18 protein-coding genes and 1 pseudogene are annotated in these 17461 nt (G+C 66.3%); 10 read left to right on the top strand and 9 right to left on the bottom strand.

Features of this window, described 5'->3' with window-relative positions:
- Positions 1-510 (top strand): nitroreductase family deazaflavin-dependent oxidoreductase, encoded by a 510-nt coding sequence (locus tag GBRO_RS19740; protein ID WP_012835649.1) that lies wholly within the window; start codon positions 1-3, stop codon positions 508-510.
- 19 nt (positions 511-529) lie between these two features.
- Here the strand turns inward: GBRO_RS19740 and GBRO_RS19745 are convergent, their stop codons facing one another.
- Positions 530-1144, bottom strand: coding sequence for a TetR/AcrR family transcriptional regulator (locus GBRO_RS19745; protein ID WP_012835650.1), 615 nt, complete (start codon positions 1142-1144; stop codon positions 530-532).
- A gap of 166 nt (positions 1145-1310) precedes the next feature.
- Here GBRO_RS19745 and GBRO_RS19750 point away from each other — a divergent pair, with 166 nt between their 5' ends.
- Both GBRO_RS19750 and GBRO_RS19755 read left to right on the top strand, forming a co-directional pair.
- Positions 1311-2549, top strand: a complete 1239-nt coding sequence (locus GBRO_RS19750) for a cytochrome P450 (RefSeq protein WP_012835651.1) — start codon at positions 1311-1313, stop codon at positions 2547-2549.
- A gap of 71 nt (positions 2550-2620) precedes the next feature.
- On the top strand, positions 2621-3760 hold the full coding sequence (locus GBRO_RS19755) for a DUF5685 family protein (protein WP_012835652.1): 1140 nt from the start codon (positions 2621-2623) through the stop codon (positions 3758-3760).
- Positions 3761-3766: 6 nt separating this feature from the next.
- Here GBRO_RS19755 and fadD8 read toward each other — a convergent pair whose 3' ends face one another.
- On the bottom strand, positions 3767-5407 hold the full coding sequence (fadD8, locus tag GBRO_RS19760; RefSeq protein WP_012835653.1) for a fatty-acid--CoA ligase FadD8: 1641 nt from the start codon (positions 5405-5407) through the stop codon (positions 3767-3769).
- Positions 5408-5587: 180 nt separating this feature from the next.
- Here fadD8 and GBRO_RS19765 point away from each other — a divergent pair, with 180 nt between their 5' ends.
- Complete coding sequence (locus GBRO_RS19765; RefSeq protein WP_012835654.1) at positions 5588-6244, top strand: GNAT family N-acetyltransferase; 657 nt, start codon at positions 5588-5590, stop codon at positions 6242-6244.
- 9 nt (positions 6245-6253) lie between these two features.
- On the opposite strand, the gene GBRO_RS19770 is transcribed toward GBRO_RS19765, so the two are convergent.
- Genes GBRO_RS19770 through GBRO_RS19780 form a run of 3 tightly spaced genes read right to left on the bottom strand, consistent with a single transcriptional unit; the run spans position 6254 to position 8350 of the window.
- Entirely contained in the window at positions 6254-6643 is a 390-nt protein-coding gene (locus tag GBRO_RS19770; RefSeq protein WP_012835655.1) for a hypothetical protein, read from the bottom strand.
- Positions 6640-7536: an SDR family oxidoreductase gene (locus tag GBRO_RS19775; protein ID WP_012835656.1), complete on the bottom strand. Its 897-nt coding sequence runs from the start codon at positions 7534-7536 to the stop codon at positions 6640-6642. The genes GBRO_RS19770 and GBRO_RS19775 overlap by 4 nt, the downstream gene beginning before the upstream one ends.
- 10 nt (positions 7537-7546) lie before the next feature.
- Positions 7547-8350, bottom strand: a complete 804-nt coding sequence (locus tag GBRO_RS19780; RefSeq protein WP_012835657.1) for an SDR family oxidoreductase — start codon at positions 8348-8350, stop codon at positions 7547-7549.
- Between the two features lie 77 nt (positions 8351-8427).
- On the opposite strand from GBRO_RS19780, the gene echA20 reads away from it, so the two are divergent.
- The 5 genes from echA20 to GBRO_RS19805 all read left to right on the top strand — a co-directional run bounded on the left by echA20 (position 8428) and on the right by GBRO_RS19805 (position 12658).
- Positions 8428-9201, top strand: coding sequence for a (7aS)-7a-methyl-1,5-dioxo-2,3,5,6,7,7a-hexahydro-1H-indene-carboxyl-CoA hydrolase (gene echA20, locus GBRO_RS19785; protein WP_012835658.1), 774 nt, complete (start codon positions 8428-8430; stop codon positions 9199-9201).
- 1 nt (position 9202) lies between these two features.
- Complete coding sequence (locus GBRO_RS19790) at positions 9203-10096, top strand: CoA transferase subunit A (RefSeq protein ID WP_012835659.1); 894 nt, start codon at positions 9203-9205, stop codon at positions 10094-10096.
- Positions 10093-10857: a CoA-transferase subunit beta gene (locus GBRO_RS19795; protein WP_012835660.1), complete on the top strand. Its 765-nt coding sequence runs from the start codon at positions 10093-10095 to the stop codon at positions 10855-10857. Before GBRO_RS19790 ends, GBRO_RS19795 begins: the two co-directional genes overlap by 4 nt.
- Positions 10854-11939: an NAD(P)H-dependent flavin oxidoreductase gene (locus tag GBRO_RS19800; protein ID WP_012835661.1), complete on the top strand. Its 1086-nt coding sequence runs from the start codon at positions 10854-10856 to the stop codon at positions 11937-11939. The genes GBRO_RS19795 and GBRO_RS19800 overlap by 4 nt, the downstream gene beginning before the upstream one ends.
- Positions 11940-12010: 71 nt before the next feature.
- A complete protein-coding gene (locus GBRO_RS19805) occupies positions 12011-12658 on the top strand; it encodes an NAD(P)-dependent oxidoreductase (protein WP_012835662.1) in 648 nt (215 codons plus the stop codon).
- Positions 12659-12671: 13 nt separating this feature from the next.
- On the opposite strand, the gene GBRO_RS27165 is transcribed toward GBRO_RS19805, so the two are convergent.
- The 3 genes and pseudogenes from GBRO_RS27165 to GBRO_RS19815 form a co-directional block, all read right to left on the bottom strand.
- Complete coding sequence (locus GBRO_RS27165; protein WP_324608855.1) at positions 12672-13376, bottom strand: amidohydrolase family protein; 705 nt, start codon at positions 13374-13376, stop codon at positions 12672-12674.
- A gap of 85 nt (positions 13377-13461) precedes the next feature.
- Positions 13462-14040: an amidohydrolase family protein gene (locus tag GBRO_RS27170; protein WP_227892963.1), complete on the bottom strand. Its 579-nt coding sequence runs from the start codon at positions 14038-14040 to the stop codon at positions 13462-13464.
- 1 nt (position 14041) lies between these two features.
- Positions 14042-15617 (bottom strand): annotated as a pseudogene (locus tag GBRO_RS19815) (acyl-CoA synthetase).
- Positions 15618-15764: 147 nt separating this feature from the next.
- On the opposite strand from GBRO_RS19815, the gene GBRO_RS19820 reads away from it, so the two are divergent.
- A complete protein-coding gene (locus GBRO_RS19820; RefSeq protein WP_012835663.1) occupies positions 15765-16820 on the top strand; it encodes an MBL fold metallo-hydrolase in 1056 nt (351 codons plus the stop codon).
- Here the strand turns inward: GBRO_RS19820 and GBRO_RS19825 are convergent.
- A complete protein-coding gene (locus tag GBRO_RS19825; RefSeq protein ID WP_012835664.1) occupies positions 16765-17379 on the bottom strand; it encodes a TetR/AcrR family transcriptional regulator in 615 nt (204 codons plus the stop codon). The two genes, GBRO_RS19820 and GBRO_RS19825, sit on opposite strands and share 56 nt — an antisense overlap.
- Between the last annotated feature and the right edge of the window lie 82 nt (positions 17380-17461).

Here is a 17461-nt window from a genome sequence, read left to right on the forward strand (position 1 = left end):
ATGGGCAAACCCCACCTCGATCCCGAGAACCGTCCCGCGCAACTGGATTCACCCGTGGTGGCCGCGCTCATCAAGTGGGGCTCGCGGGCAAACACGGCACTCTACAAAGCCACCGGCGGCCGGCTGGGCGGCACGTGGCGAGTCGGCGCCGCGGCACGCAATCCGGTGCCTGTCGCGCTGCTCACCACCATCGGGCGCAAGAGCGGAAAGCCGCGCACGGCACCGCTGCTCTACCTGCGCCGCGGTGACGACTTCGTGGTCGTCGCGTCTCAGGGCGGCAGCGCCACACATCCCGCGTGGTACCTGAATCTGCGGGACAACCCGGACGTCAGCATCCAGGTCGGCAAGGACACCTACGAGTTGCGGGCCCGTACCGCAACGGATTCCGAGCGCGCACAGATCTGGCCGGAACTCGTGGATCACTACCCCGACTTCGACACCTACGCCGCCTGGACCGATCAGGGACCCACCAAACGCATCATCCCGGTGGTGATCTGCGAGCCGCGCTGACGGATCGCATCCCGCCGGGTCAGGTTCCTCCACGGCCGATCTGACGGATCGCCGATCCTGTCCACACGTCGAGGAATCGTCGGAGCCCGGCACCGGTTCGTGGTGGTGTGCCCGGATCGATCACCATCGACTGCACTGTGCGCAGCACGATCTCGGCAACCGCGTCGAGCTCGGCCTCGCCGTAACCCGCACCCGCCCAGTCGACGTCCATGCGCTCCACCATGGAGCGGGCGAATCGTCGACCCAGATCTGAGGTCATCTCGCCGAGCACCGGCAGACTGATGTGTTCGGGCTGCAGTAGCAGGCCGACGTAACTGTCCTCGTGCAGTTCTTCGAGCACGGCGGCAATTCCCTCGATGAGCGCGGCGTCGGGTGCCGTCATGCCGCGCAGTCGCTGCGCCATGCGGTCGAGCAGGTCGTCGACGGCCCCGAGTGCAGTGGCGGCCAGCAGCTCATCGGTACCGGCGAAGTACCGGTACACGGTCTGCCGGGTGACGCCGAGTTCGCGGGCGACGTCGGCAAGGCTGGTGGATGAACCACGACGGTCGATTGTCGACCTCGTCGCGGCCAGGATCCGCGCCACTGCCTCGTCGTCGTTGACCGGGACCCGGCCACCCCATCCGTGCGTACGCATCAGCGTTCCTCGTGCACCACTACCCCCAACGGCCCCATGGCTGAAAACCCTACGACACCGGCACGAGGCAGGCGGCATCCTCGCGCCCCACGTCGACCATACGGATCAACCAAGGGTGTATGGTGTGGTGACAACGACCACAGTGGCGGATGGAAGGCAGCGACAGATGACAGCTCCCACCAGGGCATGCCCCTTTCCGCACGGCTTCGACTTCACCGACCCCGACCTCATCGAGCGCGGCATGCCGATCAGCGAGTTCGCCGAGTTACGACGGACCGCGCCGGTGTGGTGGAACGCCCAGGAGCCCGGCACCGGCGGCGGTTTTCACGACGGCGGGTACTGGGTGATCTCCAAACACGCCCACATCCGCGAGATCTCGAAGAACAGCGGACTGTGGTCGACCAACGCCAACGGAGCGATCATCCGCCTGCCGGAGTACGTGACCCCCGATCAGATCGAGTTCACCAAGGCGCTGCTGATCAACCACGACCCGCCCGAGCACACGCGATTGCGCAAGATCGTGTCGCGCATCTTCACGCCGCGAGCCGTGAACTCCCTGCACGACCGACTCCGCGACAGCGCCGCCCGCATCGTCACCGAGGCCGCAGAGAAGGGGGCGGGCAACTTCGTCGACGACGTCGCGATACACCTACCCCTGCAGGCGATCCTCGACCTGATCGGTGTACCCGAGCCCGATCGTCCGCGCATCCATGAGCTCGTCGACGCCATCATCAACAGCGACGACCCCGACCAAGCCATCGACCCGACCACCGCCAATGCCGAACTGCTCGGTTATGCCTACGCGATGGCCGAGGATCGGCGCGCCAATCCCACCGACGATGTCACCACCACGTTGGTGCAGGCCGACATCGACGGGGAGTCGCTCAGCGAGATCGAGTTCGGCTTCTTCGTCATCCTGCTCATCACCGCGGGTAACGAGACCACCCGCAACGCAACAACACACGGCATGAATGCGTTCTTCGACCGGCCCGATCAATGGGAACTCTACAAACGCGAACGGCCCGCCACCGCCGTCGACGAGATCCTGCGCTGGGCGACACCGGTCCACGCATTCCAGCGAACGGCGTTGTCCGACACCGTGGTCGGCGATGTCGAGATCACCAGGGGACAGCGCGTCGGCCTGTTTTACAGTTCGGCCAACTACGACGAAGACGTCTTCGACGACCCCTTCACCTTCGACATCTCCCGAGACCCCAATCCGCACTTGGCCTTCGGTGGAAACGGTGCACACTTCTGCATCGGCGCCAATCTCGCGCGCCTCGAACTGAAACTGATCTTCGACGCCATCGCCGACAATCTGCCGGACATCTCGCGGGTCAGCGAGATGCGTCGGGTCCGTTCCGGGTGGCTCAACGGGGTGAAAGAACTCGGCGTGCGCTACTGATTCGTCACACGTGTCACCCGACCGACCGACGGTGCGCCGCCGCCCGATCGGGATCGTGGTTTGATCGTCGGATGTTCGGGATTCTCGCGCCGTGCCGCCATACCTTGGACGCCGACCTGGCCGATCAGTGGCGCGCTCATCTCTGCGGACTCTGTCTTTCGCTGCGCGACAACCATGGCCAGGCGACACGACTGACCACCAACACCGACGCGGTCATGGTGTCGGTGCTCCTCGCCGCCCAACGTGCGGAATCCCCGGTGTCGGCCCGGGCAGGACGTTGCCCGCTGCGAGGTATGCAGTCGGCCGACGTGGTGGTCGCCGAGGACCCCGGAATCCGGCTCGCCACCACCGCGTCGCTGACTCTCGCGGCCGGGAAGGCCTACGACACCGTCGCCGAGCAGAAGTCGGGGCTGGCGGCGCCGTCGCGTTCACGCCGCATGATCGCCCGACACCTCGGTGGTCGTCTGCGCGCCGGTGCCGCCGCCGACACGACCGTCGCGGACGTCCTGGGCGTCGACGGCATCCTGCTTCGGCTGTCCCGCCAGCATGTCGTCGAGACGCAGTCCGCCGGCCTCGATGAGCTGACCCGCGCGTCGGCGGAAGCGGCCGCCGCGGTCTTCGCCTCCGCAGCCGACCTCGCCGGCGCAGATCAGAATCGGAATACCCTGGCCGCCATGGGTTTCGACTTCGGTCGCGTCGCACATCTGATTAACGCCATCGACGATCTGGATGACGACCGGCGCAGCGGCTCATTCAACCCACTGGACGCGACCGGCACCACGGTCGCCGCCGCGCTGGCCGACTGCCGACGACTCGTGTCGGCCATCCGCCGCCGCTACGACACGCTGGCTCTCCACGACGACCGGCTGCTCCGTGCGGTCCTTCTCGACGGCTTGACTCATGCAGTCTCGCGCCGGACCCCGAATCACGGTCGCTGCGGCGGCCATCGAACACAGGCACGCCAGCCCGTCATCTGGCCCGGACAGCGGCCACCGGACTTCCCCACCAACTGGCCCTACCCGCCACCGTTTCAGCCGAATCGACGACTGCACCAACGACTTCTGCGGTTCGCGGGAGTCGCCTGCACGGGCCGGGCATGCTGCGCCGACCACTGGAATCACTGCTCGGACAAATGGAAATCACCAGTGTGCGACGCCAACACGTGTGACAACTGCGACGATTGCTGCGACTGTTGCGATTGCTTCAACTGACGGTACTCAGCCGACGCCGCGGTCGCTGCCCTCCCAGTACTGTGCCCGCAGCGCCTTCTTGTCCGGTTTGCCCAGCGCGGTCAACGGTAAGGCGTCGGTGAAGATGACCTGTTTGGGTGACTGGACCGAACCCTTGCGCTCCTTGACGGCCTCCTGGATCTCGGCGGCGATCGTCGCCTTCGCCGCATCGTCGGCCGCGACGTCGGATCGCAGCACGACGACCGCGGTCACCATCTCACCCCACTTCTCGTCAGGTACTCCGATGACGCCGACCTGACCGACCGACGGATGTTCGGCGACAACGTCTTCCACCTCACGAGGGAAGACATTGAAACCACCGGTGACGATCATGTCCTTGGTGCGGTCGACGATGTACCAGAATCCGTCCGCGTCTTCGCGAGCCACGTCGCCGGTGCGTAGCCAACCGTCGCGGAAGGTCTCGGCGGTCTGCTCGGGCAATCCGAGGTACCCGCCTGCGAGAAGTGGTCCGGCGACGCAGATCTCGCCGGGTTCGCCCGGTTCGACCGGTTTGTCGTCGGGACCGAGCAGAGCGGTCCGCAGGAACGCCGACGGGCGGCCGCAACTGCTGAGCCGACGCTGGTCCTCACCTTTGCGCGGGTGGGCGTCCTTGGGCAGGTAGCTGATCACCATCGGCGCCTCGGACTGTCCGTAGTACTGCGCGAAGATGGGTCCGAAGCGGTCGATCGCCTCGGCGAGACGAACCGGATTGATCGGTGACGCACCGTAATACACGGTCTCCAGTGACGAGAGGTCACGCGTCCGCGAATCCGGGTGGTCCATCAGGGCGTACAGCATCGACGGCACCAGCATGGTGGCGGTGATCTTCTGCTCCTCGATGGTACGCAGCACCTCGGCGGGATCGAACTTCGCGAGCACCACCATCGACCCGCCCTTCATCAGGGTCGGGATGAAGAAGGCGGCACCCGCGTGTGAGAGCGGGGTGCAGAGCAGGAATCGCGGATGTTGCGGCCATTCCCATTCGGCGAGCTGGATCTGGGTCATGGTGGCCATGGCACGCGCGGTACCGATGACTCCCTTGGGTTTCCCGGTGGTACCACCGGTGTAGGTGATCGACACGACGTGTTCGGGCGGCAGCTGCGCCGCCACAAGCGGTTTGGGTGCATACGTGTCGGCCTCGGCGATGATGTCGCGTCCGTGCGCCGCCAACGCCTCCGGCACCGGCCCCAGCGTGAGGATCTGCTTGAGACCGTCGACGCGGTCGAGGAGCGCGACGGCACGTTCCACGAACATCGGCACCGGGTCGATCACCAGCGTCGTGACCCCGGCGTCGGAGAGGACGTAGGCGTGGTCGTCGAGGGAGCCGAGCGGGTGCAGCGCGGTACGCCGCCACCCCTGCGTCTGCCCGGCCCCGATGACGAACAGCACCTCCGGACGGTTGAGGGCGAGCAGCCCCACCGCGGTACCCGTGCCCGCGCCGACCGCCTCGAAGGCCTGGATGTAGCGGCTCACCGCCGCGGCCATCTCACCGCCGGTCATCTCGGTGTCGCCGAGCACGAGTACCTTGCGATCCGCGTGACGGCGAAGTGCGGCGACCATCAGGTCGCCCATGTGGGTTCCCCCGCGGAGATGGTCGAAGTCGGTGGCCTGCTGCGCAACGTCGGTCATGCAACCAGACTAGGACGTGTTTCAACTCCAGGGAAGTCAATCGATCGGAAACCGCGTTCACATGCACATACCGCGTCCGACACCAAAGTGGAACGTGTTGCATTTTCGACACTCACCGGCACTGCGGTGCAGTGCGGCGTAGCGGGGCGGCACCGGCGCACGTCCATTAGGATCGTCCTCATGACTGATCTTGACCAGGCAACCACCCGTCGTGACATCGCCGACGCCCTACTCACCGCGCTCGAGCGCCGTCACGAGGTGCTCGACGCCATCGTCGACGCCGAGAATCACGACGAAGCCGTCGCGGCGATCGTCGACTTGCTGGGCAAGTCGCAGCTCGGTGCCCGGGCCATTCTCGACATGAAGCTCGATCAGCTCACCAAGGACGAGCGTCGCAAGAATCAGGCCGAACTCGACGACCTGAACTCGGCGTTGACCTTCACCCTGAGCGAGCGCCCGGCCAGCAGCGGCGACAACCTGGAACTGCGGCCCTTCTCCTCCGACGCCGACGCCGATCTGTTCAAGGTGCGCACCGAGGAGCTCGGCGTCGCCGGCGACGGATCCGGCCGGCCCGCCGGTGACCTCAGCGACGAGATCACCAAGGCGACGAGCCGCGTGGACAACGAGGAAGCCGTCTGGCTCGTGGCCGAGGAAGGTTCCGCCAAGGTCGGTTTCGTCTTCGGCGAACTCACCGACGGCGAGGTGGACGTCCGGATCTGGATACATCCCGAGCACCGCAAACACGGTTATGGCACTGCGGCGCTACGCAAGTCACGCTCGGAGATGGCAGCCTACTTCCCGGGCGTCCCGATGGTGGTCCGCGCTCCGGGCGCCTGACGGCGAACGTCAGTCCCGTAGCCGGCGCGGCACCCCGAACCGCGCGACGATCGCCCGGATGCGGTCGTCCTCGTCGATGACGAAGGTCTCCGACACCGGAGCCGCGAGTCCCAGCGGTTTGGGGTGCACGTGCACGAAATACCGCGTGGTGACGGTGTGCCCGTCGACCTCGGCCTCGAAACCGCTGATGCGGTGGATGAGCCGGAACTGCGGTCCACGGGCGAGACTCCGCGCGATGTGCGGCCCGTTGCGTCCGGTCTTGATACCGAATTCCACACGGGTGCAATCCGGATGCAGGGACACGTCACCGGATCGATGGCTGACGAGCGCATCGACGTAGGCTTTGGCCGCCGCAATCCGGGCGGTCGCCACCGGGTCCTGGGCGCGGTCGTCGGTCACCGCGCTCCGTACACGGGCACGGGTTCGGGGGTCTTGGCCAGCAACTCCTCGACGACGGCGCCGAGTTCCGCAGGCTCCCAACGACTTCTCTTGTCCCGCTCCACGCTGCGCTGCCACCCGTCGAGCGCGGTGATACGTCCGCCCTCGACCTCGAAGACCCGGCCGGTGACAGCCGACGACTCAGGCGAGCCCAGCCAGACGACGAGCGGTGAGATGTTGGCCGGGTTCATCGCGTCGAAGGAACCGTCGGCGGGTGCAGCCATCTGGGCGGCCATCGCGTCGCCGGCCCCCATCGTCATCTGAGTGCGCGCCGCCGGAGCGATCGCGTTGGCGGTGACGCCATAGCCGCGGAGTTCGGCTGCGGCCTGGATGGTGAGGCCGAGGATGCCGGCCTTGGCGGCCACATAATTGCCCTGACCGACCGAACCGAACAGTCCCGCACCGGAACTCGTGTTGACGATGCGCCCGTCGGGCTGCCGTCCGGCCTTGGATTCGCTGCGCCAGTACGCGCCGGCGTGCCGCAGCGTCACGAAATGCCCTTTGAGGTGCACGCGCACCACGGAGTCCCACTCATCTTCCGAGAGTGACACCAGCATCCGATCGCGGACGAATCCGGCGTTGTTGACCAGGATGTCGAGCCGGCCGAATTCGGCGACGGCGGCCTCGACCATGGCAGCGCCGTGATCCCAGTCGGCGACGTCGCCGACCGATGCCACCGACGAGCCGCCACTCGCACGGATCTCCTCGACCACCGCATTGGCCGCCTCTGCGGCGTAGTCGTTGACCACCACCGCGGCCCCGTCGGCCGCCAGGGCCAGCGCGTGCGCCCGGCCGATGCCCTGTCCGGCACCGGTGACGATCGCGACTCGACCCTCGTTCAGCTTGTCTCCCACCACTTTCCTTTCACCCAGTGCTCACGGATTGCTCGTTGTTGACCGTCGCCGCGTCGAGGAAGGCCGGTCGTTCTCCCCCACCATGCACCGTCAGCGTCGACCCGGTGATGTAGCCCGCCAACGGTGACAAGAGGAATGACACCGCATTGCCGACGTCGGCCCCGGTGGCCATCCGACCCATCGGGATGGTGGCCCCCACGGCGGCCACGCCGGCGTCGTCGCCGTAGTGCAGATGCGACTGCTCGGTGACCACCGGCCCGGCGACCACCGAGTTCACCCGCACCCGCGGCGCCCATTCGACGGCCAGTGACGACATCGCGTTGTCGAGTCCGGCCTTGGCCGCTCCATAGGCGGAGGTACCCGGCGACGGGCGATGCCCGCTGACGCTGGACACATTGACGATCGCGCCACCGCTGTCCTGTTGCTGCATCGCGGCGTTGGCATGGCGGGCCACCGACATCGGTGCCAGGAGATTCAGTTCGACGATCTTGCCGGTGAATCGCGCCGATGCGTCTGCGGCCAGCACGAACGGTGATCCGCCGGCGTTGTTGACCACCCCGTCGAGGCGCCCGTGTCGCTCGACGATCTCCGCGATCATCGCCTCGACGGCGGCGTCGTCGCGGACGTCGCACGAGATGAACTCGACGGCGCGCAGGTCGTCGACGACGTTGTCGGGCGTGCGGCCGCAGATCACCGGCCTCGCGCCGAGCGCGATCAGCGTCCTGGTGATGCCGGCGCCGACCCCTCGTGCACCACCGGTCACCAGGACCACCCGCTTCGTCAGGCCGAGTTCGGCCTGTGACTGCCTGTCCATGGGTGATACCCTACCAAACAACCAAGCACTTGCTTGGTTGAATCTGGATCGCGCTGCGATCGACGAGAGGAGCACGGGTGCCGATCACCACCACACGCACCGCATCGGGGATCGTGACGGTGACCGTCGACTATCCCCCGGTGAACGCATTGCCTTCGGCGGCGTGGTTCGAGCTGGCCGACGCGATCACCGCCGCCGGCGAGGACACCGAGACCCACGTCGTGGTCTTGTGCGCCGAGGGGCGCGGCTTCAACGCCGGCGTCGACATCAAGGAGATGCAGGCCACCGAGGGTTTCGACGCCCTCATCGGTGCCAATCGCGGGTGCGCTGCGGCCTTCTCTGCGGTGTACGACTGCGCCGTGCCGGTCATCGTGGCCGTCAACGGTTTCTGCGTCGGCGGTGGCATCGGGCTGGTCGGCAACGCCGACGTCATCGTGGCCTCCGACGACGCCGTCTTCGGTCTGCCCGAGGTGGACCGGGGCGCACTCGGTGCGGCCACCCACCTCGCCCGACTGGTGCCACAGCACATGATGCGCACGCTGTACTACACGGCGCAGAACGTTACCGCCCAGCAACTCGAACACTTCGGCTCGGTCTACCGCGTGGTGCCACGAGAACAGTTGCGCGACACCGCGATGGAGGTCGCCGAACAGATCGCCGCCAAGGACACCCGCGTGATCCGCGCGGCCAAGGAGGCCATCAACCACATCGACCCCGTCGACGTGAAGGCCAGTTACCGCCTCGAGCAGGGATTCACCTTCGAACTCAATCTCGCCGGGGTGTCCGACGAACACCGCGACGCCTTTGTCGCCACCGGAAAACCCGTCAACTCCGCCGGAGGCCGTGCCTGACATGACAACCGACAAGACCAGCACTCTCGACGACGTCATCGCCGAACTGCACGACGGCATGACGATCGGCATCGGCGGCTGGGGTTCACGCCGCAAGCCGATGGCCCTCGTCCGCGCCCTCGCCCGCTCCGACGTCAGGGATCTCACCGTGGTCACCTACGGTGGACCGGATCTCGGACTCCTCTGTGCCGCAGGCAAAGTGAAACGCGCCTACTACGGGTTCGTCTCGCTGGATTCGGCGCCGTTCTACGACCCGTGGTTCGCCAACGCCCGCACCACCGGCGCCATCGAGGTCCGTGAGATGGACGAGGGCATGGTGAAGTGCGGCCTCGAGGCCGCTGCCGCCCGGCTCCCCTTCCTGCCGATCCGCGCCGGCCTCGGGTCCGACGTCCTCTCCTTCTGGGAGGGCGAGTTGAAGACTGTCGAATCCCCGTATCCGGACACCGACGGTCGCACGCAAACCCTGGTGGCGATGCCGGCACTGCGTCTCGACGCGGCATTCGTGCACCTCGATCTCGCCGATAGCCGTGGTAACGCGGCATACACCGGCGTCGACCCCTACTTCGACGACCTGTACTGCGCTGCGGCCGACCGCCGCTATCTGGAGACCGACCAGCTGGTCTCCACCGAGGTGCTGGTGAAAACCGTTCCCCATCAACGACTTCTGCTGAATCGAATGAACGTCGATCGGGTTGTGCACACACCCAACGGGGCGCACTTCACGTTTGCCGGCGAGTACACACGCGACGAGCGTTTCCAACAGTTCTATGTGGCCTCGGCCAAGGAGCCGGATACGTGGAAGACCTTCTCTGAGCGCTTCCTGCAGGTCGACGAGGAAACGTATCAGCGCGAGGTGACGACGTGGCAGGCCGAGCAGGAGGAGAAGAACCAGTGACCACCACCAAGTCGGCGACCGAGGTCACCCGCGCCGAGTACTGCGTTCTCGCGTGTGCCGAGATATTCTCCGGCGCAGGCGAGATCATGGCGTCGCCGATGGCGCCGACGCCCCTGCTCGGCGCCCGGCTGGCCCGGCTGACCACCGAACCCGACCTGCTGATCACCGACGGCGAGGCGCTCATCCTCGCGGATACGCCCGCAATCGGCAAGACCGGACCGATCGAGGGCTGGATGCCGTTCCGCAAGGTGTTCGACGTGGTCGCGTCGGGTCGGCGCCATGTGGTCATGGGCGCCAATCAGATCGACCGTTATGGCAACCAGAACCTGTCGGCATTTGGTCCGCTGCAGCATCCGACCCGCCAGATGTTCGGTTCGCGGGGCGCTCCCGGCAACACCATCAACCACCCGACGAGCTACTGGGTGGCCCGCCACTCCAGCCGCGTCTTCGTCGACACCGTCGACATCGTGTGCGGCGTCGGTTACGACAAGGCCGACCCCGAGAACCCCGCCTTCGACGATCTGGACATCCACCGCGTGGTGACCAATCTCGGCGTGTTCGACTTTGGCGGTCCCGACCACACGATGCGCGCGCTGTCGTTGCATCCCGGGGTGAGTGCCGACGATGTGGCCGAGAACACCTCCTTCGAGATCAACGGCCTCGCCGACGCTCCCGAGACGCGTCGGCCGACGGACGAGGAACTCGCCATCATCCGAGATGTGCTCGATCCCAAGGGTGTTCGGAACAAGGAAGTTCGATGACCGCCGCAGGCCGCGCCGCCGGGATCGCGACACGATTCACCGAGTTGGTCGGCGTCGAGTATCCGGTCGTGCAGACCGGGATGGGGTGGGTGTCGGGGCCGGCGCTGACGTCGGCAACATCCAATGCCGGCGGTCTGGGCATCCTGGCGTCGGCGACGATGACCTATGCCGAGCTCGAGGCGGCGGTCGCGAAGACGAAGTCGTTGACCGGCAAGCCCTTCGGCGTGAATATCCGGGCGGACGCGACCGACGCACCCGAGCGGATCGACCTGCTGATCCGTGAGGGAGTCAGGGTGGCCTCGTTCGCCCTCGCGCCCAAGAAGGAACTGATCGCCAAACTCAAAGACCATGGGGTGGTGGTGATCCCGTCGATCGGCGCGGCCAAGCATGCGGTCAAGGTGGCTTCCTGGGGCGCCGACGCCGTCATCGTGCAGGGCGGTGAAGGTGGCGGACACACCGGCCCGGTCGCCACCACTCTGCTGCTGCCGTCGGTGCTGGATGCGCTCGGCACCGATGGCATTCCGGTCGTCGCCGCCGGCGGGTTCTTCGACGGGCGGGGGCTGGCCGCGGCACTGGCCTACGGGGCCGAGGGGGTGGCCATGGGCACCCGCTTCCTGCTGACCTCCGACAGCGCCGTCCCCGACGCCGTGAAGCAGGAGTACCTGCAGCGCGGTCTCGGCGACACCGTGGTGTCGCTCAAGGTCGACGGCATGCCGCACCGCGTGCTGCGCACACCGCTCGTCGAGGCGCTCGAGAGCGGCAGCCGCGCGAAGGCGCTGTACGCCGCAGCGCGAAACGCCAACGAGTTCAAGCAGATGACCGGTATGCGCTGGACCACGATGCTGCGCGACGGGCGGTCCATGCGTCGTTCCGGTGAGCGCACCTGGCAGCAGATCATCATGGCCGGCAACACCCCGATGCTGCTGAAGGCCGGCCTCGTCGAAGGTGACACCCGCGCCGGTGTGCTGGCCTCGGGCCAGGTGGTGGGCATGATCGACGACCTACCGAGTTGCGACGAACTGATCCAGTCGATCATGACCCAGGCACATGAGAGGCTGAAGGTACTCGGGTCGTACGGGTGAGTGGCGCACATCTCTAAACCCTGTCCGACCTGGCGGGAATGTCACGCCGAGACCTCTGCGTTGACGCCACCATGAGCAACATTGTGATCTTTGGTGGAACCGGATACGCGGGCGGCCACATCGCCGCCGAGGCCGCACGACGTGGGCATGGCGTCGTCTCCTACAGCAGGCACGGCGCGCCGGAGAACCCGGTCGACGGTGTGACCTACCGGACCGGGAGCCTCACCGACCCCGACACCGTCGCCACCGCGGCCGCCGACGCCGACGACCTGGTCATCGCCGTGCACGGCGCCGACGTGGACGGAAGTCCACTCGTCGACCTGGTTCCGTCCATCGTCGACGCCGCTATCTCGAACAGCGCGCGACTCGGCGTCGTCGGCGGTGCGGGCAGTTCGCTCGTCGCCGAGGGCGGGCCGCGTCTGGTGGATACACCCGAGTTCCACGACGACTGGAAGCCCGAGGCACTCGCCCACGCCAAGGTCCTCGATGCCCTGCGCGACGCGCCCGCCGAACTCGACTGGTTCTATGTGTCGCCGGCTGCGCTGTTCGGTTCGTTCGCGCCGGGCGAGGCCACCGGCTCCTACCGCACCGGCGGCGACGTCCTGGTCACCAAAGACGATGGCAGTTCGGAGATTTCGGGTGCCGATTACGCCCTTGCCTTTGTCGACGAGATCGAGCAGCGCAACCACGTCCGGGAACGGTTCACCACCGGGCACTGATCGTCGCCGGCGCTCAGCTCGTCGGGAGGGTGTTCTTGTAGAGCTTCCCGTCCTTCATCACGACGTCGAAGTTCTTGCGCGGGTCGGCAATCAGGTTGATGTCGGCCAACGGATCTCCGTTCACCACGATGAGATCGGCGAGCGCTCTCGGTTCCACCACGCCAAGAGTGCCTGCGTAGGGAACGCGCGGACCGCTCAGCGCGAGCAACTGCGCATTGTCGTAGGTGGCCAGACGCAAAAGCTCAGCGGAACTGAACCATTCAGTCAGAGAGAGCAGCATCTTGTTCTGCTGAGGGTTCAGGTCGGGTTCGAAGAGGAAGTCGGTGCCCCACGCCAGCTTGACACCGGCTTCCTTCGCCATCGGCCACACGCGGGCATTGCCCTCCAAGATGCCCTGCCGCTTGGCCTTTCGTTCCGCGGGCATACTCGGCGTGTTGGGGACCAGATACTGTCCGGAAAGCCAGATCCCGCGCTGGGCGAGCAGATCGACCGTCGGGCGATCGAGAAGCTGGCCGTGTTCGATGCAGAGCACTCCGGCGTCGACCGCACGTCGTACCGATTTCGGCGTGTACGCGTGCACTGTCACATAGGTGTTCCAGTCGGCCGCGGCAATCACCGCCGCCTGCAGTTCCTCCGGTGTGAACTGCGTGACATCGATCGGGTCATAGGCCGAGGACGTACCACCACCGGCGGTGACCTTCAGCTGGCTCGCGCCCATCCGTAGATTCTCGCGTGCCGCGGTCAAGACCTCGTCGTGGCCGTCCACGATGAAGGCGGCACCGATCTTCTCGGCGCGCGATTGCTCACCGGTGAGGCGCCGCGAGAGTTCTTGTGGGGTGCGGAAATCGCCGTGGCCCCCGGTCTGCGAGATCCATGCCTCCCGACGGCCACACCCGCGGGCCTTTCGCCCGCCCGCTGTCGATGGCCGCCTTCAGCGGGAAGATCGGACCACCCACATCGCGGACCGCAGTATATCCACGCAGCAACATGGCCTGCGCGGAGGCGAGCGCGGCGGCCGCGTAATCCTCTGGCGCCCTGTTGGAATCGGTCAGCTCGGTCATCGTGGAACTACCGAACATCAGGTGGACGTGGTTGTCGATGAGACCGGGCATCAGGGTTCGTCCGCCGCCATCGACCACCGCAGTCTGAGGGTTGCCCTGTTGTCCGGGACCGATGGTGGTGATCGTGTTGCCACGCACCAGTACGTCGGGCGGGTCACCCAGGCGTCCGGCCCGGACATCGAGCACCCGCACACTGCGAAACAGCGTGTCCGGCTTGGGCGGTGGCGCTGGGGTCGATGACGCGGTGGTGGTCTCCGACGACGAACAGCCCGCGAAGAGCACGCTACCGATCGAGCCCTCAGTGCGAGGCGATATCCGCATGCTAGGTGCGCAGATCCTTCTTGAGAATCTTCCCCGATGGGTTCTTGGGCAGGGCGTCGGCCAACACCACGTACTTGGGCCGCTTGTAGCCGGCGAGAATCCCCTCGAGATGCGCCTCGACGTCCTCCTCGGTGATCGTCGCCCCTTCTTTGGGGACCACCACCGCCGTCACCGCCTCGATCCACTTCGGGTGCGGCACACCGAAGACGGCGACTTCGGCGACACCGTCGAGCTGGTAGATGGCCTCTTCCACCTCACGTGAGGCGACGTTCTCGCCGCCAGTTTTGATCATGTCCTTCTTCCGGTCGACCACCGACAGATATCCGTCGGCGTCGATGATGCCGAGATCACCGGAATGGAACCAGCCGTCGGCGAACGCGGCCGCGGTCTTCTCCTCGTCGTTGCAATAACCCAGGCACGCATGTGGGCTGCGGTGCACGATCTCCCCGACCTCACCGGTGGGCACCGGGTTGTTCTCGTCGTCGACGACGCGGGTCTCCACATTCAGGGCCGCCCGCCCGGCCGACCCAGCGCGCTCGATCTGCTCGTGCGGCAACAGGATCGTGGCCAACGGCGACATCTCGGTCTGGCCGTAGAAGTTCCACAACGACACCTGCGGAAGTCGTCGCGCCATCTCGCGCAACACTTCGACGGGCATGGCGGACGCACCGTAGTAGCCCTTTACGTAGCGACGACAGGTCGCGGCGATCAAAGTCGGGATGACGCAATAGCGAGATCCACACCGTCGGTGGACAGAACAGCTTGGTCACGCCCTGGGTCTCGATGGTCTCGAGTACTGTCGCCGGATCGGGCCCCGGCAGGATGATGCTGGTGGCCCCCAAGAAGACGTCGACGGAAAGGAAGCAGTCGAGCTGTGCGCAGTGAAACAGTGGGAGGGAATGGATTTCGACGTCGTCGCCGGCCATGCCACCGTCGATCACGCACGAAACATACTGGTTGATCAGCGATTTCGACGAGAGCAGCACACCTTTCGGGCGTGACTCGGTGCCCGAGGTGTACATCAGGCGCAGCGGGTCGTCGTCGGCGATGGAGACCTGCGGCGGGGTCGAGTCGCCGTCGAGCATCCAGGTGTCGACGTCTTCCCAGTCGGCGTCGGGTGCGAGGCCGCCGGCGTGAATGCAACCACGCGCCGACAGCGTGAGATCCGCGATCTCAACGGCCTTGGCGACCGTGGGGACCAGGGTGTCCTCGGCGACCACCGCAGTGGCCCCGGAGTGCTCGAGGATGAAGGCGATCTCGTCGGCCCCCAGACCGAAATTCACCGGCACCAGGATCACGCCAAGCCGGGCGGTCGCGTAGTGCAGCGTGGCGAACTGCCAGTTGTTGTGGCTGACCAGTGCAAGCCGGTCGCCCTTCGTCAGCCCCTTGGCGGCCAGCATGTTGGCGCACCGGTTAACTGCGGCATCGAACTCGGCGAACGTCAGCGTCCGCGGGCCGTTGATGATGGCCACCTTCTCCGGAACACGCAGCGCGGTGCGTCGGAGCAGGTCACCGAGGGTCTGCTGACGCGCGATCGCAATCGCGGAGCGGGTGGACTCGGTGAACTGTGCGGTCATTGTCAGCCTCTTTCCTGGTGTTACACCCGTCACACTAGCAACCCGTTGTTGAGCGCAACGAACCGCTGTGATCGGATGGCAGGAAGGGTGACGGCGTTGCCCAGCCGTCGCTCCCCCGACTCCGCCGTCGGCCCGCAGGAGGTTCAGATGCACACGATCGAGGTGACCGGACACAGTCAGCGGGAGGCGTGGGCGGCCAAGGTCCTGCCGCCCGTCGAAGAGGTCCGCCCGGGCCTGTGGTCGATCCCGGTGCCGATGCCGGACAATCCGCTGCGGTACATCCTGGTCTACGCGCTCGCCCTGCCTGACGGTCTTGCCCTCATCGACACAGGCTGGAACGCCGAGGAATCGTGGCAGGCCCTGGTCGACGGCATCCATGCCACCGGGCACGACATCGCCGATGTCCGGCACGTGTCGATCACTCACCTACATCCCGACCACTTCGGGCTCGTCCCACGACTTCTGGAGCACGCCGACCCGGTGCTCGCGATGCACCGCAACGATGCCCGTCATCTGCGTTTCCATTCCGACGCCGAGGTGGAATCCCAAATCGCCGCCGAGGCAGCCGAATCCGAAGCCCTGGGCGCTCCGCCGGTCGACCCCGACCGCAGCGGCCTGCGTGTCTTCGTCCGGCTCCCCGACGGCCGGTCCGTCGACGTCGAGCTCGAACACGATGCGCCACTGAATCTCCCAGGATGGAATGTGCGTGCGCTGTGGACACCGGGCCACACCGCGGGGCATCTGTGCTTCGCCGACGACGACGCCGGCGTCATCTTCACCGGCGACCATCTGTTGCCGCGGATTAGCCCGAACGTGTCCACCAGCATCTTCGGCTCCGCAGATCCGCTCGCCGAATACCTTGTGTCACTGGCGAACACCGAGCGCATCGGCGATCTCGAGGCGCTGCCGTCGCATGAGTACCGGTTCCGCGGTCTCGCCGAACGTGTCACTGCGCTGCTCGGCCATCACGAGACGCGGCTTGACGAGATCACCGCGGCCGTCCATGCACATCCGGAGTCGACCCCGTGGGAGATCACCCGCTCGGTGACGTGGTCGCGACCCTTCTCGGATCTGTCAGAAGGACTGGCCTATATGGCTTTACGGGAGACCAACGCGCACCTCATCGTGCTCGGTGAGCGCGGCGTGCTCACGTCGACGCCGGGACCTCCGGTTCGGTGGTCGCCGGCGGTCGCACCGAACTGACGTCCAGTGCTCGCTGCACCATCGGCTGGAACGATTCGGCCAGGTCTCCACGCACCGCGGTCACGCTGTGTCGCAAGCCGTAAATGTGCACGGCAACAATGCCTTCGAGAACAGTGATCAGATCGGCGGCAGCCCTGGTGGCGTCCGGCGCCGACAGTGCCACCATCAGCCCCTCCGCAGCCGGCGACGAGAACAGGCAACGCGCCAACGCACCGCGCGCGTCAGCGTCAACGGCCGGGTCCTGCATCAGCGCGAGCCGGGCGAGGACATCGCTGCGCCGCTGCGTGAGCAACTCGTCGAGGTAGTCGGCGATGAGCCGATCCGGCTGCATCCGATCGCCCGCCAACCTGGACTCGAAACTGTCCCGCGACCGCTCGACCAGTCGATCCACCGCCGCCGCGATCAGCGCTTCTCTTGTCCTGAAGTAGTACGACGTGGATCCGCGCGGTAGGTCGAGGTGTCGATCAATGCCCTGATGGGTGACCGCATGGTTGCCTCCCGTCGCGGCCAGTTCGATCGCGGCGTCGCAGATCACGGGTCGACGGCTGGGACGTGGCATGGCTACAGCCTATCTAAACTCTAGGATGATAGAGTTAATCGTGGGGCTCTTTCGAAACCGCTCTCTCCGGGTGTCGCCCCGG

The organism is Gordonia bronchialis DSM 43247 (assembly GCF_000024785.1).
GTDB classification, from domain to species: Bacteria; Actinomycetota; Actinomycetes; order Mycobacteriales; family Mycobacteriaceae; genus Gordonia; species Gordonia bronchialis.

Bases quoted from the DNA above. Each gene is read 5' to 3' on its own strand.
- GBRO_RS19740 (WP_012835649.1), top strand. From the start codon at position 1: ATGGGCAAACCCCACCTCGATCCCGAGAACCGTCCCGCGCAACTGGAT.
- GBRO_RS19745 (WP_012835650.1), bottom strand. From the start codon at position 1,144: ATGCGTACGCACGGATGGGGTGGCCGGGTCCCGGTCAACGACGACGAG.
- GBRO_RS19750 (WP_012835651.1), top strand. From the start codon at position 1,311: ATGACAGCTCCCACCAGGGCATGCCCCTTTCCGCACGGCTTCGACTTC.
- GBRO_RS19755 (WP_012835652.1), top strand. From the start codon at position 2,621: ATGTTCGGGATTCTCGCGCCGTGCCGCCATACCTTGGACGCCGACCTG.
- fadD8 (WP_012835653.1), bottom strand. From the start codon at position 5,407: ATGACCGACGTTGCGCAGCAGGCCACCGACTTCGACCATCTCCGCGGG.
- GBRO_RS19765 (WP_012835654.1), top strand. From the start codon at position 5,588: ATGACTGATCTTGACCAGGCAACCACCCGTCGTGACATCGCCGACGCC.
- GBRO_RS19780 (WP_012835657.1), bottom strand. From the start codon at position 8,350: ATGGACAGGCAGTCACAGGCCGAACTCGGCCTGACGAAGCGGGTGGTC.
- GBRO_RS19790 (WP_012835659.1), top strand. From the start codon at position 9,203: ATGACAACCGACAAGACCAGCACTCTCGACGACGTCATCGCCGAACTG.
- GBRO_RS19800 (WP_012835661.1), top strand. From the start codon at position 10,854: ATGACCGCCGCAGGCCGCGCCGCCGGGATCGCGACACGATTCACCGAG.
- GBRO_RS19805 (WP_012835662.1), top strand. From the start codon at position 12,011: ATGAGCAACATTGTGATCTTTGGTGGAACCGGATACGCGGGCGGCCAC.
- GBRO_RS27165 (WP_324608855.1), bottom strand. From the start codon at position 13,376: ATGGGCGCGAGCCAGCTGAAGGTCACCGCCGGTGGTGGTACGTCCTCG.
- GBRO_RS27170 (WP_227892963.1), bottom strand. From the start codon at position 14,040: ATGCGGATATCGCCTCGCACTGAGGGCTCGATCGGTAGCGTGCTCTTC.
- GBRO_RS19820 (WP_012835663.1), top strand. From the start codon at position 15,765: ATGCACACGATCGAGGTGACCGGACACAGTCAGCGGGAGGCGTGGGCG.
- GBRO_RS19825 (WP_012835664.1), bottom strand. From the start codon at position 17,379: ATGCCACGTCCCAGCCGTCGACCCGTGATCTGCGACGCCGCGATCGAA.